Below are 15,493 nucleotides of genomic sequence, written 5' to 3' on the forward strand. Positions count from 1 at the left end.
CGCTTTTAATGCAACCTAGTCAAGTGTTGTTCCAAGGTGAGGCCCTTCCGAGGGCCTTACCTGTTTGTGATCACTACGCAGGCACAGAAGTGCGCATGCGTAAGGCCCTAAGTTTGCAGGCAGAACTAGGTCCAGTCTTTGACATTACCTTCGACTGCGAAGATGGTGCGCCAGTTGGCAAAGAAGCAGAGCACGCACAACTAGTCGTCGACATCCTCTTAAGCCCTGAGAATCAATTTAACCGCGTCGGTGTTCGGATCCATGATCCAAGTCACTCATGTTGGAAATCTGATGTAGCCACATTGGTGGGTAAAGCAGGTCAAAAAATAGCATTTGTGATGATTCCAAAAGTGGAGTCAGCTAAGCAAACACAAACAGTGATTGATGAGATCAATCGCGTTACTAAAGCAGCCGGTATTGATCGAGAAATTCCAGTTCAAGCCTTGATTGAAACTCATGGTGCGCTACATGATGTGTACGCCATAGCTGCCCTACCTCAAATTGAATCACTGAGTTTTGGCCTAATGGATTTTGTTTCAGCTCATCATGGTGCCATCCCAGGTGATGCTATGGATCGCGGTCAGTTTGATCATCCATTAATTGCTCGCGCCATGTTAGAAATTTCAGCAGCCTGTCATGCACACGGCAAAGTTGCGTCACATAATGTGTGTACGAATATCAATGATGTATCAATCATTGAATCTGACACTTTGCGAGCAAAGAATGAATTTGCCTATACACGCAAGTGGAGTATTCACCCCAATCAAATTCCGGTGATTGTGAAAGCCTTATCACCTACAGCCACCGATGTTGAAATTGCCGCAGCTATTTTGTTAGCAGCCCAAGAAGCTAACTGGGGCCCTATCCAGCATGCTGGCAAACTTCATGACAGAGCTAGCTACAGATACTTTTGGACAGTATTACAAAAAGCTCACTTGTCTGGTCAAACGATTCCGCCAGCAGCATTAAAGTTACTTTAATAACTTTAACTACTTTAATTTTCTAGCTTAAAAATATATTCGTGAGTAGATAAGCGATTGCTCTATCTTTTGCTTAGAATGTACCTATGTCTAGTTACAGACCCAAAAACTCCTCACGTATCTCCCCTGAATCTGAACGCCTTGTTGCAGATGCGCTATCACTCGCAGCCTCTGGCAGTCGAGTGGAAGATATTTTTTGGGAAGGACGACTCATGGAGCGCCTTTTGCGTCTGCTACATGCACAAAATCAAAACGCTATTGAGAGCGCTCTTGATCAAACTCTCAAAATTAATCCCATCGCTTTTGATTGCCTAGCTGAAAATGCAGAGACACTTGCTGAATCGCTAACACTCGAACACGCAGGTGAACATTGGGATGCTGTATTGATTGCTATTCCAATCATTGCTAGAACTCGCTATAGCATTCCATCTGGCAAATTAAGTGCAGAATCCATTAGCGCTACCGGTAATTTATTGCACGAACAAATCGTTGCGCAAAATGCCCGTATTGCATTAGTTCCATGGCTCTATAGCATTGATCAAATGCCCCACTCACACTGCCAAACAAGATTGTTACTCGAGAAACTAGCCAGCGCAGCAGTTAATGGTGGAAAGATTAAGTTAGAACTTCGGGATATGCCAGAAACAATTCCTGTGCTGGCTGACCCAAGATATATCGTCGGAGTGGTTGCCGCCCCTTCCTCTGGTCCTCTATTTAGATGGCAAGAAGAAGCTCCTCGCAGACAGGAACGCTCTATTTGTTTGCAGAACTGGCAACATGGACTTAAAGACACCATCGCCGCCATCATGCCCGGCTGCGAATTCGAACTATCTTTGCCTGAAGCCTACTTCACCAATTGCCGCGAAGCTGATCGCAAGATTAGACCTCTGAGCATCTTGGCTGCTGTTAATTATTTAGAATCTCTTTTGAATGTTGCTCCAGCAGGACTATCTTGTGTGATTGCAGGATTTGGAGAAGAACAATGCGATGAATATCGTATTTCTTTTGCATTAAAAGGTTCTAAAGAATTAATTTATGGCGTGATCTGGCCTTTATACGATCGTGAGTCAGTTGCGAATGACGCTATTAATGACATCTCGATTGAAGACAGCCCTATTCGAGAAATCTACGACACAATCAAAGCTGCTGGGATTGAAGATCAGTTCAGACACGCCGATCTATATAAACCTGAGATGTGCGAGGATTGTGGCGCACCGATGTTTGTTGATAGAGCCGGTGAAATTGTTCACGCTGAGATGCCTGACGACACCCCAAGTCAACAACCGCTGTTTCACTGACTTTTAGACTCTACTCGCAACCAAATCTCGTTGCGTCTAAAGAATGGCAATGTCCATGGTGGGTTGTAACGTGATAACTGCACTGCGCCTTGCGCAGTCAATGTTTGTTGTTTAAGCCATGCCTCTAATCTTTTAGTTTGCGCCTGCATCTTTTCTTCATCAACAAAACCACTGAATCTAACTACCGCAAGATCATGAGACTTGATCTCACGAATCACAATGTTTTTGTTTTTAGGCTTAGGCAAAGTCTCCAAAGAGTATTTAGATGGCATTACAAACGATAACTTCCATGTTGCCTGCTGATTACCACCTTGGCTTTCTACAGTTACAGGAGCCGTCATAGCAATCTTGGATGACAAATCTGACTCCACTGTTACTGGGGCAGTCATCTCAATTTTTTCAGCCTGTTTCTTAAGAGGATCTTCATTGTTACCAAAGATGTAATCAGCCACCTGCCTAAAGCCACGATTTGATGCCTCACTCAAATCTCCAGTAACAACAACCTCAGCAATGATCATCGACTCATAGCGACGCAACTCAAAATCACCGTCTTTAATGACCACTTGATACTTGGGTTCTTCAATAGCCATTGCATTACCAATCTGTATAAAAGCCAATACAAATCCAAAGAGGATGTGAGCAATATTTTTCATTGATACTTTTATTGTTCTTTTCTTCTAAAGACTGGCTTGGTCTCAGTGCTTTCTTTAGGAGCGTACTGATAACCTTCTGAATCAAAATCCTTCAGATCCGCCGCTTTTTCAATTTTGTTATCAATGATGAAACGCGTCATCAAACCTCTTGCGCGCTTGGCATAAAAAGAAATGATTTTGTATTTGCCAGCTTTCTCATCCTGGAAAACTGGGGCTATCACCGGATAACCTAACTGGTCGACTTTCACAGACTTAAAGTACTCGTCAGAAGCCAAGTTGATTAATAACTTCGATTTTTGCTGGTCCAAGTCTTTTTTAAGCGCATTGGTGATTTTGTCACCCCAAAATGCATAGAGGTCTTTACCCACCGTATTTTTAAAAGCCGTACCCATCTCTAGGCGATAGGGCTGCATTAAATCTAAAGGCTTTAAAACACCATACAAACCAGATAAGACTCTGACATGGTCTTGCGCATAATCCAATGCCTTTGGTTTTAGGGATGGCGCATCCAAACCCTCGTAAACATCACCGTTAAAAGCCAAGATTGCCTGCTTACTATTTTTGCTTGTAAATGTTTTAGACCAATCGCCAAAACGAGCCACATTCAAAGCTGCCAACTTATCAGATAGATCCATTAACTCTGCAACTTCTTGCAAAGATAGTTTTTTTAAATCTTTGATTAATTTGGCCGACTCATCGATAAAAATAGGTAAAGTATGCTTATCCGTGCTTGGTGGCGTTTCGTAATCCAAACTCTTTGCGGGCGAAAGTACTATCAACATGGCAGAATGATTAAAAATAATGAATACAAATAATACTGCTTTGAGACAAATTACGCTCCCTACCCGCTTACCTAAAGTTGGCACCACTATTTTTACGGTGATGTCAGCATTGGCCAATGAGCATCAAGCCATTAATCTAGGTCAAGGTTTCCCAGACTTTGGTTGCGACCCTGCTTTGCCTAACGCCGTTCATGAGGCCATGCAGGCAGGTCACAATCAATACCCTCCAATGGCAGGTGTTGCGCCACTACGTGAAGGCATTAGCAAAAAAATTGCCACTTTGTATGGCAAGCACTACGACCCTCAATCTGAAATCACAATTACTGCAGGCGGCACACAAGGTATTTTTACAGTGATTGCTTGTGCAGTGGGTCCTGGTGATGAAGTGATTGTGATTGAGCCGGTTTATGACTCTTACATACCAGCCATTGATACAGTTGGCGGCAAAGCTGTTCCAGTTCAATTAATTGTGAATAGAGATGCCCAGGGCAAGATCACAGGCTATGAAATTCCATGGCAGGCAATCAGTGAGGCCATTACGCCAAGCACCAAGATGATCATGATTAACTCACCACATAACCCTACAGGGATGGTGTGGGAATCAGGTGATCTTGAAAAGCTCGCTGAGATTGTGCGCAATACCAATATTTTGATTTGCAGCGATGAAGTGTATGAACACATGGTCTATGACGGGCAGATGCATCAAAGCGTGGCACGTCATCCAGAGTTAGCAAATCGTAGTTTTGTTATTTCTAGTTTTGGTAAAACTTATCACGTCACAGGCTGGAAAGTTGGCTATGTGGCAGCACCTGCAGCGCTGACTCATGAATTTAGAAAAGTTCATCAGTTCAATGTGTTTACCGTCAACACTCCGATGCAATATGGTCTTGCAAAATACCTAGAAAACGCTGACCACTACCTGAACTTGCCTCAGTTTTATGAACAAAAGAGAAATTACTTAAGAGCAGGTCTTGCCAAAACCAAGTTCCAACTACTGCCCTCACCGGGAACTTACTTTCAGTGTGTGGATTACACACAACTTGGCATCCCTGAGAGTGAATTAAATAGTGCAGACTTTTGCCAATGGCTGACGACAGAGGTTGGTGTGGCTGCAATTCCTGTATCTGCTTTTTACAGTAACCCCGTCGAATCAGGGGTGATTCGTTTTTGTTTTGCCAAAAAAGAAGAAACTCTCGCAGAGGCGATTGCGCGATTGCAACGTTTATCAAAATCTTAAGTGGGATTTGACATGAAACAAACTCAAAAACCGATTGATATTTACAGTTGGGCAACTCCTAACGGTCACAAAGTACACATCATGATGGAAGAATGTGGCTATCGTTTAGGTAAAGACTGGTTAGCTCATCCAATTGATATTGGTGCTGGCGATCAGTTCAAGAAAGAGTTTTTAAAAATCAGCCCCAATAACAAAATACCTGCCATGGTCGACCCTCATGGTCCTGATGGCAAACCTTTTGCTTTGTTCGAGTCTGGCGCGATTCTTTTGTACTTGGCAAGTAAAACTGGCAAGTTTCTACCAAAGACAGACCGAGCTAAGTTTGAAGTGATGCAGTGGCTCCTGTTCCAAATGGGTGGCGTAGGCCCAATGTTAGGTCAAACACATCACTTCAGAATTTACGCACCAGAAAAAATTGATTACGCTATCAATCGCTACACCAATGAAACACGCAGGTTATATGGCGTGATGGATAAAGAGTTGTCAAAAAAACAATATATTGCCGGCAAGGAATACAGCATCGCTGATATTGCTATTTTTCCTTGGACACGCTCTTGGAAAAACCAAGGTCTTACTCTTGAGGAGTTTCCCAACGTTTTACGTTGGCATGAGGAAATCGCAGCACGACCTGCTGTTCAACGTGGCGTAGAAGTTTTAACGTCTCTTAGAAAGCCTTTGGTAGACAACAAAGCAAGAGATGTTCTTTTTGGCAAAACTCAATACCAAAAAAGATAGTTATTGCTTAATTTTTAGATAAAGTGATTTAAGTACAACCCATAGAGCAGGTAAGCCAGGAATGATGATCATGGCTAAAGCCACTATGGAGAAATTGGCTTTGACCCAAGGGTGCTCGCCGATCGAATAACCAAGACCCGTTAAACCCACCACCCACAAGATGCCACCAATTAGGTTGTAGGTAGCAAAGCGGGGATATGACATCTGTGCAACCCCCGCAATGAATGGTGCAAAGGTTCTAATAAACGGCATGAATCTGCCAACTACAATGGTAATGGGCCCATGCTTTTCGTAAAAAGCATGGGTTTTATCAAAAGCTTCTTTGTTAAACCAACGTGAGTCTTCCCAAGCAAATACTTTAGGACCAAACCAACGCCCAATTGAGTAGTTAAGAGCATCCCCTGCCACAGCAGCAATCAGCAAAAGAATTAACAAAATTGGCAAACTCATGCCACCCACAGCAGCGATGGCACCCGCTACAAATAATAAAGAATCACCCGGCAAGAATGGCATCACCACAAAACCTGTTTCAACAAAGATGATGGCAAACAATAAAACGTATACCCAAGCACCCCATTGATCAACCACCGTGACCAAGTGCTTATCTAAATGTAAAAACAAATCTAGCAGGTAAGCAAAATCCATTACTGAAACACCACAGTACTCTTGCCATTTAAGAGAATGCGATGCTCTGCATGCCAACGAACAGCTCTAGATAAAGCCATGCATTCCACATCACGACCCACTGCTGCCAATTGCTCCGGATCCATGGAGTGATCTACACGCTCAACGCCTTGCTCAATGATTGGGCCTTCGTCTAAATCAGTTGTGACGTAGTGGGCTGTGGCACCAATCAGCTTGACACCCCTCTGATGCGCCTGCCAATAAGGTTTGGCTCCCTTAAAGCTAGGTAAAAACGAATGATGAATATTGATTGCCTTACCAGATAGCTTTTCGCAAACCTTGGGAGACAAGATTTGCATGTATCTAGCCAATACAACCAAATCAATTTTTTTCTGGTCGATTAATTGCAACAACTGTTGCTCTTGCTCATCCTTACGCACATCAGTCGCACTTGAGAGTGGCATGTGATGGAATGGAATGTTATAGGTCTTCGCTAAACCTTCAAAGTCTTGATGATTCGATACGATTCCTGCGATTTCAATTGGCAAGTAACCACTATGAGTTCTAAATAACAGGTCATTCAAGCAATGTCCCAACTTAGACACCATGATCAATACCTTGGGCTTGCTAGCAGCGTCAAAGAGCTCCCAATCCATCTGGAACTGTTGACCAACTGCCGCAAAAGAAGACTTTAATTGCTCTAGGTTCAGAGCTTGGGTGGTTTGGGCAAAATGCACCCTCATAAAGAAACGATTCGTGAATGTGTCGCTAAATTGCGCCGAATCAAGAATATTGGCCGTTTCAGTGAACAGGAAATGGCTGACCGCATGGACAATACCAGGGCGATCAGGACAGGCAATTTTTAGAATAAAACCTTGTGTAGACATACCGCCATTATCCATAAAGCGCTGATTTGGAGCTAAAAATTCGCTATCAAAGCTAGATGAAGCTTAAACTTATGCTTTTGATATTTAAATATAGAAGGTTTAGATATGGGCATTCAATCTGTTGGCATTATTGGCGCAGGAACAATGGGCAATGGTATCGCCCAAGCTTGCGCAGTTTCTGGATTAAATGTGGTGATGGTTGATATTAGTGATGCAGCCGTACAAAAAGGCTTAGCGACGATTTCAGGTAGCTTAGACCGCCTCATTAAAAAAGAAAAAATGACAGAAGCAGAAAAATCTGCAGCGCTATCTCGCATCAAAACCAGCACTAACTATGCAGACTTCAACAGCACACAAATGGTGATTGAGGCTGCTACTGAGAACTATGAACTGAAGTTAAAGATTCTGAAGCAGTTAGATGGCATTGTGAGCAAAGACACCATCATCGCCTCTAACACTTCTTCTATTTCTATTACACAGATGGCTGCTGAGGTGAGTAACCCAGAGCGCTTCATTGGTATGCACTTCTTTAACCCAGTGCCGATGATGGCTTTGGTAGAAATCATTCGCGGCTTACAAACCAGTGACGCTACTCATGCACTAGTGCAAAACATGGCAAAAGATTTAGGCAAAGAGCCAATTACTGTTAAAAATGCACCAGGCTTTGTGGTGAACCGCATCTTGGTTCCAATGATCAATGAAGCATTCTTTGTCTTAGCTGAAGGTTTAGCTACTCCGGAAGATATTGATGCCGGCATGAAATTAGGTTGCAACCACCCAATTGGGCCACTTGCTCTGGCAGACATGATTGGTTTAGATACTTGTCTAGCCATCATGGAGGTGTACTTCAAGAATTTCAATGACTCTAAATACCGTCCTTGCCCGCTATTGCGCGAAATGGTGGCTGCTGGCTACCTTGGTCGCAAGTCAGGTAAAGGCGTCTACGACTACAATTAATCACCATGCTCGCACCAATTACTAAACGTTTAGGCTATGCAGGATTAATTCCATTTATCCTGCTTTCAGCACTTGTTCAATTTGCTGAGTCCCCATGGGATTTTTGGGCAGCTAACTCTTTATTGCTGTACGGCGCGAGCATTGCATCATTTGTAGGAGCACTGCACTGGGGTCCATTGCTTGGTCCACAATCAAATACTGTGACAAATAATTACTGGCGCGACAAAGGCGCTTGGCTCTGGGGTGTTGTGCCCTCTCTATGCGCATGGGGTGCATTGCACTTGGCATTTTCTACAGGCTACTTTGTAATTGCCGCCACTTTACTTGTGGCACTGTTAGTAGATAGGCAACAGTTTCATCACCTCATCAGTGATGAGGCTTATTTAGAAGATTTTCTAAAAATGAGAACCACCCTCACCCTGGTGGCAGCAGCTAGCTTAGTTTGGGCCGGTATTGCAATTAGGCAGTTCTAACTGCCCAATTGCTTCAGATCTCTTAGTGTTGGTGGGCTTTTGCCAACAACTTTTCCGTGTAGGCAATCGCTAAAGCTGAAATAACAAATGTGATGTGAATCAGTGTTTGCCAAAGTAATGTTTTGTCATCCATGCTTGGCGCATTGATAAATGTCTTCAATAAGTGAATTGAAGAAATACCAATGATTGCTGTTGCAAGCTTTACCTTGAGAACCCCTGCATTGACATGAGACAACCACTCTGGTTGGTCAGGGTGATTTTCTAGTTCAAGGCGCGACACAAAAGTCTCCCAACCACCCACAATCACCATCACCAACAGATTTGAAATCATCACCACGTCAATCAAACCTAAGACAATCAACATGATTTCAGTTTCAGTAGTGCCACCTTTAGCCATCATCATGGTGATAAGGTGAACTAACTCATGCCAGAATTGATAGACATACACGCCCTGAGCAACAATCAATCCTAAATACAAAGGAGCCTGCAACCAACGGCTCATAAAGATCCAACGAGGCAATGGGCGCAATTTAGCTTCCAGAGGATGTGGTGTATTTGAATTCATGAATGTCCTAGCTCTTTTTAAGTTAATCGCTAAAATATTTTTTAGCGTCACAACATGCGACAATTCTAATATTGAATCATGTCTCTATTACAAACTAACGAGCATTCTACGCCTCTAGCCGAAACCTTGCGCCCCAAGACTTTGGACGACTTGGTGGGCCAAACTCACTTATTTGGCGCAGGCAAACCACTTGATTTAGCTTTCCGCTCAGGCAAGCCCCATTCAATGATTTTGTGGGGGCCTCCTGGAGTTGGGAAGACCACCATTGCTCGTTTAACGGCTCATGTCTTTGATTGTGAATTCATTGCCCTATCAGCTGTTCTAGCAGGCGTTAAAGAAATCAGACAAGCGATTGAACTAGCTGAACATCATTTACAGCAATTTAATAAAAAAACTATTTTGTTCGTTGATGAAATTCATCGCTTCAATAAATCGCAGCAAGATGCACTCTTGCCTTATGTTGAATCTGGCTTAGTAACATTCATTGGCGCAACCACTGAGAACCCTTCCTTCGAAGTTAATTCCGCTTTACTCTCAAGAGCACAGGTCTATGTACTTAAGTCTTTAACAAAAGGCGAGTTATTACAATTACTCACAAGAGCCGAACAATCCATCAAAGGTATTACTTTTGATGATTCTGCAAAAGACATGTTAGTTACTTTGGCTGATGGTGATGCAAGGCGTTTTCTCAATTTGGTTGAGCAAACCTATCATGCAGCCAACACCAACCAAGTCACACTGGTATCTGCAGAGTTTTTAAAAAATTCTTTGGGCGAACTGACCAAGAGATTTGATAAATCGGGGGACCATTTTTACGATCAAATCTCTGCCCTACATAAGTCGGTACGTGGCTCTAATGCAGATGGTGCCCTGTACTGGTTTTGCAGAATGATTGATGGTGGCGCTGACCCAAAGTATTTGGCACGGCGCATTATTCGGATGGCTTGGGAAGACATTGGTTTGGCAGACCCGAGAGCCATGCAATTAGCTAATGATGCTGCCTTAACGTATGAACGCTTGGGCAGTCCCGAAGGTGAACTGGCTTTGGCTGAAGCATTGATTTATTTGGCTGCAGCTCCGAAGAGCAATGCGGCTTATCAAGCCTATAACCAAGCGCGCTCTTTTGTGGCAGAACATGGCAGCGATGAGGTGCCGATTCACTTGCGCAATGCGCCCACCAAACTCATGAAAGAACTGGGTCATGGCAAAGCATATCGCTACGCCCATGATGAACCCCATGCCTATGCCGCAGGCGAAACATATCTACCAGAAGGCATGAAAGACCAAGATTGGTATCAACCTACTGACCGAGGTTTAGAGACAAAAATCAAAGAAAAGTTGGCATTTTTAAAATCTTTAGACGCTGCTAGCAAAAAGAATAAGTAAGTAAGAACAAATAAATAAAAAATAAAGTTATAGAAGTGAAAAAGCCTGCACAAATAACTGTGCAGGCTTTTTATTAAGCGCTGGGGATTTAAACCAGCATGTCAGCCCAAATGTTTCTAGCCCAAGCTTTTGCATACTCACCCTCAAGAGGATTCGCTGCTGCTGAAACACCACCAGAACCTGGTACAGTCACCATTGTTTTCTTCGCAGCGTCATATTGATGAACGCTGGCAACGTGAACCACGTCTTGTGAAGAAACAAAGCTATAGCAAGTGTTGTTGTATACCGGCAATTGGTTCACATCAGCACCACTCAAAATTGCCACAACTGCTGCTGCGCATGTCTTACCGTGTTGGTTAGCCATGTGACCAGACTTAGGCATACCTGGTGCAATCTGAATAGAGTCACCAAGTACGTGAACATTTGGAGCAACCTTGGACTCAAATGTTAAGAAATCCACTTCGCACCAACGACCGTTCATGTTTGCCAAACCAGTCTTCACTGCAATGGCACCCGCACGCATTGGAGGCAATACGTTCAGCACATCAGCTTTAACGTCGTCATTGAATTCAAACTTCAATGTTTTACCCTTCACATCCACATCAGTTAACTGATGCTTAGGACGGTACTCAACCTTACCTTCATAACGGCGTGACCATGCCAATTTAAATAAACCTGGCTTAGATGTCACATCATCGTTAGCGTCCAAAATGAGTACTTTGCTCTTTGGCTTGCTCTTTTGGAAATACTCTGCCACTTGGCAAGCACGCTCGTATGGTCCAGGAGGGCAACGGTATGGGGCCAACGGAATTGAAATGGCAAATACGCCACCGTCTTTCATACTTTCTAGTTGTTTTCTTAAACCAACTGTTTGCTCGCCGGCCTTCCAAGCGTGTAGCACTTCATTTTGAGCATTTGGCACCAACATGCCTGGCAACTTGTCATAAGTTAGATCGATACCAGGAGAAACAATCAAGCGATCGTAGAACAAAGATGCGCCACCAGCTAATCTCACCTGTTTCTTGGCAACATCAATCGATGCCACTGAATCTCTAACTAAATTAACACCGTGATTTTTTCTTAAGCCTTCATAAGAAATTGTGATGTCTTCTAACTTCTGACTGCCACCAATCACCAAATTTGATAATGGGCATGAAATAAAGTTTTGGTTAGGCTCAATTAAAGTTACGTCAGCTGTGTAGTTTGAGAACTTACGCACATACTTAGCTGCAGTAGCACCACCGTAACCACCACCGATTACCAACACCTTAGCGCCTTTGGCATCAATGTTTGTTGTTGCACAACCAACCAGAGTTGTTGCTGCAGCGCCGGCACCTACTAATTGTAAAAATTCGCGTCTTTGCATCATGAACTCCTGATTATTTGGTTTTCTTAGGGGCAGCTTTTTCAGCAGGTAAAGAGGCAAAGTAGGCAGAAATCTGCTCGATTTGCTCGTCTGTGTAACCCTTGCTTAATTGATGCATGATTGAAGCAACACGTTTGCCTGTCTTGTACTCATTCATTTTCTGAATCAACTCAGCTTTAGTTTGACCCGCAAGACTAGCCATGCCACCTTCAGAGTAACCATCTGTGCCATGACATGCAGAACAGGATGCTGCCCATTGTTTAACTTGCAAACTTTGCGCATTAACATTAGCTACACATAGCAATGCAATGAATATACCGACGATGATTGCCCATGGTCGACGATTGAATAATTGGCTCATATTTTCCCCTCTTTGATAACTATTTGATGTTACTGATTTGAGCTAACTAAAGCCCTTGGGGTTTAACCCTAAACTTAGCAACATTTGCTAACTAATGAATTATTCAAAATGAATATGAAAAGTGCAAATAATTAATTTGTATAAGGTTATTTGCTGCAGTGATTAACGCTTGTTTTTTATTTTTTAGCGTAACGAGCCAGGTCAAAGAAATCCAAATCCACCATCAAGCCATAATCTTTTTGAATGACTTTTCCCTGCGGATTGAGAACATAGACCTCGGGCACGCCTCTTCGTTTACCGATTGCCTTTGATAACTCTGGTGTCATCATGACCACCGGAAATGTGTAACTATTTTTAGCCATGTAAGCATTTACAGGGCTCACAGTCTTATCAATCGAGATGGTGATGATATTGAGTTGATTAGCTGGCAACTTTTGAACCAACTGCTCTAAATGAACATTTTGCTTGCGGCAATATGAGCACCAGGTAGCCCACACCTGAACCACGGTATGCCTTTGCTTCCAATGACTCTCTGTGTAGGTTTGCCCCTGTACTGAGCGCAACTCTCCCAGTGCTAATTGATCACCGACCTCAATGGCCTCGGCTTTGATGCCGGTGATTAAAAGGCATATGAGTACAGCAATTGATGCAAATTGTTTCATGCTGAAATTATCAATAATGGCATCAATGCTGACTAGTGATTACTCAATAAATTGCGTGAAGTTTTGAGCTGGCTCACGTTCTGTGACCAGCGTGTTTTCAATTTTTGACATATCTGCGTAACCCAACGACATGCCACAAACCAATTGTTGCTCTGGCTTAAGATCCAAGTGCTTGGCAATGATTTTATGAAACTGTGTGAACGCTGCTTGCGGGCAAGTGTCTAGACCACGCGCTTTAGCTGCCAACATCACGTTTTGGATAAACATGCCATAGTCCAACCAACTACCTTGTTGCATCACACGATCTATTGTGAAAAATATACCCACCGGTGCATCAAAGAACTGAAAGTTTCTTGCGCCCTGCGCTTGCATCTTGTCTTTGTCTTCTTTACCGATACCTAGTAATCCATAAAGATCAAAACCTACTTTGCGACGACGTGAGATGTATGGGTCTACCCATTTAGATGGGTAGTAACTGTATTCTTCGGTGTGCTCTTTTAATAAGTCTGGATTCGCTAAAGCCGCCAAAATGTCATCCGTGATGGCTTGCTTTTTGGCACCAGTCACCACATACACCTGCCATGGCTGAGTGTTCGTACCAGATGGGGCACGCCCTGCCACATTCAATAACTCCAAAATCTGCTCTTTACTCACATCTTTAGGTAGAAAAGCTCTGATCGAACGGCGAGCTTTCATATTCTCATCAACAATTTTCGTGATATCTGCTTGATTCATGGAGTTTGTCTCTTCTTAATTAATTGAGCCTAGAGGATAAAACAGAGTGCAACTTTCTGCCAAAGTTGTCTAATTTAGGTAGGTCTAGCACCAAAATGGTCTTGAAAAGCACTACTGGGGGCAAAAAGTTAATAAATATGTCAAATTTCGGGCTTTTTAGCCCTAAAAACCTAGTAAAAGCCCTGATTAAAAAAACATAACCATTTAAGAAATTTGTGCGATACTTGGTCTGTAGGTCTTCAAGTAGCTTCCGTCGTTTCCATTTTTCAAAATGGGTGATTCGGTTAGTTGAATCTTCCAGCCCTGCAAAGAAATGGTGAGGAATCACCACGTTTAATTTTTTTAAGGAATTTCAGTAATGGCAACAGGTATTGTTAAATGGTTTAACGACGCAAAAGGTTTCGGTTTTATTACTCCTGATGGCGGTGGTGAAGATTTGTTCGCTCACTTCTCAGCTATTCAAGGTAACGGTTTCAAAAGCTTGAAAGAGAACCAAAAGGTTAGCTTTGAAGTAACAACTGGCCCTAAGGGCAAGCAAGCTTCAAACATCAACCCACTATAATTCGGTTGAGCGTTTAACAAGAACCCGACTTAGGTCGGGTTTTTTGTTGCCTAATTTTTATTGCCTAAATTTCGTTGGCTAAATTTTGTTGACTATATCCAACCCAAAGCACCCAAGATAGTGCCGACGAGTAACAGTAGCAAGATATGTATCTTGGTTTTCCAGATCAATAAGACGGTGACACCTGTACACAACCACAAAGCCCAATCAGTTGAAAACTGACTGTTTGTGGCACTGATGATCCAACTAGTTGCCAAAATCGCACCAATCACTATCGGTGCTAAACCTTGCTTAAACGCCAACACATAAGCACTGTGTTGATTGGCATGAACCCACTTCGCAGTTGAATAGGTTAATAAAGAGCTAGGCAACATCACACCAACCATCGCTAGCACCATACCAATGGTGCCCCATAGATATTGGGCATATAAACCTACCGCTGAATTAATCCCAATATGCCAACCCATCATGGCAATCACTAAGATGTTGGGGCCAGGCGCAGATTGAGCAATTGCAATAGATGCAGAAAATTGCGCTTCAGTCATCCAACCATTTTGATTAACCAAATGACGGTGCATCTCTGGAATGACAGTCACCGCTCCACCAACTGCCATCAGAGAGACAGCCATGAAGTGTAAAAAGACTATGCCCCAATCAGCCCATGAAAAGCTCAGCATGACTTCACCTTGCGATAAGTCATGTAAATAGAAAAGAGTCCTAAAGTGAGCAAAACATAAACCAAAGGAATTTTGATAAGAGCCACCAATACAAAACAAATTGCGGCTAATGTAATCGATGGCCAATATCCAAGTGGATGCTTTTTAAGCGCACTAGCAAGCTTCAAAGATGTGCCAGCAATCAAACCAGCAGCCACAGCGCCCATTCCTCTGATGGCACCATTGATCACTGGATACTCACCCAGATTTAAATAAAGAATAGCAATCACAATTAATGCAAGCATCGGAAAAACTAGCATGCCCGCAATTGCCACTAAGGCACCAGACAAACCAAAATACCTGGCACCAAAGATGATTGCCAAATTAATCACATTGGGTCCTGGTAGGACTTGGGCCACCGCCCACTCTTCTAAAAATTCTTCTTTGCTGTACCAGCGTTTCTTTTCAACCAACTCACGCTGTGCAACTGGCAAGACGCCACCAAAACCTTGCAGCGCCAACCAAGTGAAAGCCCAGAATATTTCAGTTTTGGATTGAGGATGTTGCTTCATGA

The 15,493-nt window shown here is 43.1% G+C and carries 19 protein-coding genes; 8 read left to right on the forward strand and 11 right to left on the reverse strand.

The genetic code is table 11. The features are described 5' to 3' along the window. The first annotated feature begins 8 nt into the window (after positions 1 to 8). Both CFR83_RS06985 and CFR83_RS06990 read left to right on the forward strand, forming a co-directional pair. The gene (locus tag CFR83_RS06985) at positions 9 to 980 is read left to right on the forward strand and encodes an HpcH/HpaI aldolase/citrate lyase family protein (protein WP_088813348.1); all 972 of its coding nucleotides are present in this window, start codon (positions 9 to 11) and stop codon (positions 978 to 980) included. Between the two features lie 86 nt (positions 981 to 1,066). After that, positions 1,067 to 2,278: a DUF2863 family protein gene (locus CFR83_RS06990; RefSeq protein WP_088813349.1), complete on the forward strand. Its 1,212-nt coding sequence runs from the start codon at positions 1,067 to 1,069 to the stop codon at positions 2,276 to 2,278. On the opposite strand, the gene CFR83_RS06995 is transcribed toward CFR83_RS06990, so the two are convergent. Together CFR83_RS06995 and yaaA are read right to left on the reverse strand one after the other, a co-directional pair. Continuing rightward, positions 2,272 to 2,931: an SOUL family heme-binding protein gene (locus CFR83_RS06995; protein ID WP_243383406.1), complete on the reverse strand. Its 660-nt coding sequence runs from the start codon at positions 2,929 to 2,931 to the stop codon at positions 2,272 to 2,274. The two genes, CFR83_RS06990 and CFR83_RS06995, sit on opposite strands and share 7 nt — an antisense overlap. 8 nt (positions 2,932 to 2,939) lie before the next feature. Further along, positions 2,940 to 3,713: a peroxide stress protein YaaA gene (yaaA, locus tag CFR83_RS07000; protein ID WP_088813350.1), complete on the reverse strand. Its 774-nt coding sequence runs from the start codon at positions 3,711 to 3,713 to the stop codon at positions 2,940 to 2,942. Between the two features lie 19 nt (positions 3,714 to 3,732). On the opposite strand from yaaA, the gene CFR83_RS07005 reads away from it, so the two are divergent. Next, positions 3,733 to 4,950 (forward strand): pyridoxal phosphate-dependent aminotransferase, encoded by a 1,218-nt coding sequence (locus tag CFR83_RS07005; protein ID WP_088813351.1) that lies wholly within the window; start codon positions 3,733 to 3,735, stop codon positions 4,948 to 4,950. A gap of 12 nt (positions 4,951 to 4,962) precedes the next feature. Further along, positions 4,963 to 5,685 (forward strand): glutathione binding-like protein, encoded by a 723-nt coding sequence (locus CFR83_RS07010; RefSeq protein WP_088813601.1) that lies wholly within the window; start codon positions 4,963 to 4,965, stop codon positions 5,683 to 5,685. On the opposite strand, the gene CFR83_RS07015 is transcribed toward CFR83_RS07010, so the two are convergent. Both CFR83_RS07015 and purU read right to left on the reverse strand, forming a co-directional pair. Next, positions 5,686 to 6,330, reverse strand: coding sequence for a VTT domain-containing protein (locus CFR83_RS07015; RefSeq protein ID WP_088813352.1), 645 nt, complete (start codon positions 6,328 to 6,330; stop codon positions 5,686 to 5,688). It abuts the gene before it with no gap. Then, positions 6,330 to 7,196, reverse strand: a complete 867-nt coding sequence (gene purU, locus CFR83_RS07020) for a formyltetrahydrofolate deformylase (RefSeq protein ID WP_088813602.1) — start codon at positions 7,194 to 7,196, stop codon at positions 6,330 to 6,332. Before purU ends, CFR83_RS07015 begins: the two co-directional genes overlap by 1 nt. A 105-nt stretch (positions 7,197 to 7,301) precedes the next feature. On the opposite strand from purU, the gene CFR83_RS07025 reads away from it, so the two are divergent. Next, positions 7,302 to 8,153: a 3-hydroxybutyryl-CoA dehydrogenase gene (locus tag CFR83_RS07025; RefSeq protein WP_088813353.1), complete on the forward strand. Its 852-nt coding sequence runs from the start codon at positions 7,302 to 7,304 to the stop codon at positions 8,151 to 8,153. Between the two features lie 5 nt (positions 8,154 to 8,158). Continuing rightward, positions 8,159 to 8,626 (forward strand): DUF3429 domain-containing protein, encoded by a 468-nt coding sequence (locus tag CFR83_RS07030; RefSeq protein WP_088813354.1) that lies wholly within the window; start codon positions 8,159 to 8,161, stop codon positions 8,624 to 8,626. Between the two features lie 22 nt (positions 8,627 to 8,648). Here the strand turns inward: CFR83_RS07030 and CFR83_RS07035 are convergent, their stop codons facing one another. Beyond that, a complete protein-coding gene (locus CFR83_RS07035) occupies positions 8,649 to 9,191 on the reverse strand; it encodes a TIGR00645 family protein (protein WP_088813355.1) in 543 nt (180 codons plus the stop codon). 78 nt (positions 9,192 to 9,269) lie between these two features. Between CFR83_RS07035 and CFR83_RS07040 the strand changes: the two genes are divergently transcribed. Then, positions 9,270 to 10,577 (forward strand): replication-associated recombination protein A, encoded by a 1,308-nt coding sequence (locus tag CFR83_RS07040; RefSeq protein ID WP_088813356.1) that lies wholly within the window; start codon positions 9,270 to 9,272, stop codon positions 10,575 to 10,577. Between the two features lie 88 nt (positions 10,578 to 10,665). Here the strand turns inward: CFR83_RS07040 and CFR83_RS07045 are convergent, their stop codons facing one another. The 4 genes from CFR83_RS07045 to CFR83_RS07060 form a co-directional block, all read right to left on the reverse strand. Continuing rightward, positions 10,666 to 11,943, reverse strand: coding sequence for an NAD(P)/FAD-dependent oxidoreductase (locus tag CFR83_RS07045; protein WP_088813357.1), 1,278 nt, complete (start codon positions 11,941 to 11,943; stop codon positions 10,666 to 10,668). A gap of 13 nt (positions 11,944 to 11,956) precedes the next feature. Further along, positions 11,957 to 12,304 (reverse strand): c-type cytochrome, encoded by a 348-nt coding sequence (locus CFR83_RS07050; RefSeq protein ID WP_108720861.1) that lies wholly within the window; start codon positions 12,302 to 12,304, stop codon positions 11,957 to 11,959. 176 nt (positions 12,305 to 12,480) lie between these two features. Continuing rightward, positions 12,481 to 12,966: a TlpA disulfide reductase family protein gene (locus tag CFR83_RS07055; protein WP_088813358.1), complete on the reverse strand. Its 486-nt coding sequence runs from the start codon at positions 12,964 to 12,966 to the stop codon at positions 12,481 to 12,483. 39 nt (positions 12,967 to 13,005) lie between these two features. After that, positions 13,006 to 13,701 carry a nitroreductase gene (locus CFR83_RS07060; protein ID WP_088813359.1) on the reverse strand — a complete coding sequence of 232 codons (696 nt, stop codon included), beginning with the start codon at positions 13,699 to 13,701 and terminating at the stop codon, positions 13,006 to 13,008. A 358-nt stretch (positions 13,702 to 14,059) separates the two neighbouring features. On the opposite strand from CFR83_RS07060, the gene CFR83_RS07065 reads away from it, so the two are divergent. After that, positions 14,060 to 14,263, forward strand: a complete 204-nt coding sequence (locus tag CFR83_RS07065) for a cold-shock protein (RefSeq protein WP_088813360.1) — start codon at positions 14,060 to 14,062, stop codon at positions 14,261 to 14,263. A gap of 92 nt (positions 14,264 to 14,355) precedes the next feature. Here the strand turns inward: CFR83_RS07065 and CFR83_RS07070 are convergent, their stop codons facing one another. Together CFR83_RS07070 and CFR83_RS07075 are read right to left on the reverse strand one after the other, a co-directional pair. Continuing rightward, complete coding sequence (locus CFR83_RS07070) at positions 14,356 to 14,940, reverse strand: chromate transporter (RefSeq protein WP_088813361.1); 585 nt, start codon at positions 14,938 to 14,940, stop codon at positions 14,356 to 14,358. Beyond that, on the reverse strand, positions 14,934 to 15,491 hold the full coding sequence (locus CFR83_RS07075; RefSeq protein WP_088813362.1) for a chromate transporter: 558 nt from the start codon (positions 15,489 to 15,491) through the stop codon (positions 14,934 to 14,936). The genes CFR83_RS07070 and CFR83_RS07075 overlap by 7 nt, the downstream gene beginning before the upstream one ends. Between the last annotated feature and the right edge of the window lie 2 nt (positions 15,492 to 15,493).

This window comes from Polynucleobacter victoriensis (assembly GCF_900187875.1).
In the GTDB taxonomy this organism is placed as follows: domain Bacteria; phylum Pseudomonadota; class Gammaproteobacteria; order Burkholderiales; family Burkholderiaceae; genus Polynucleobacter; species Polynucleobacter victoriensis.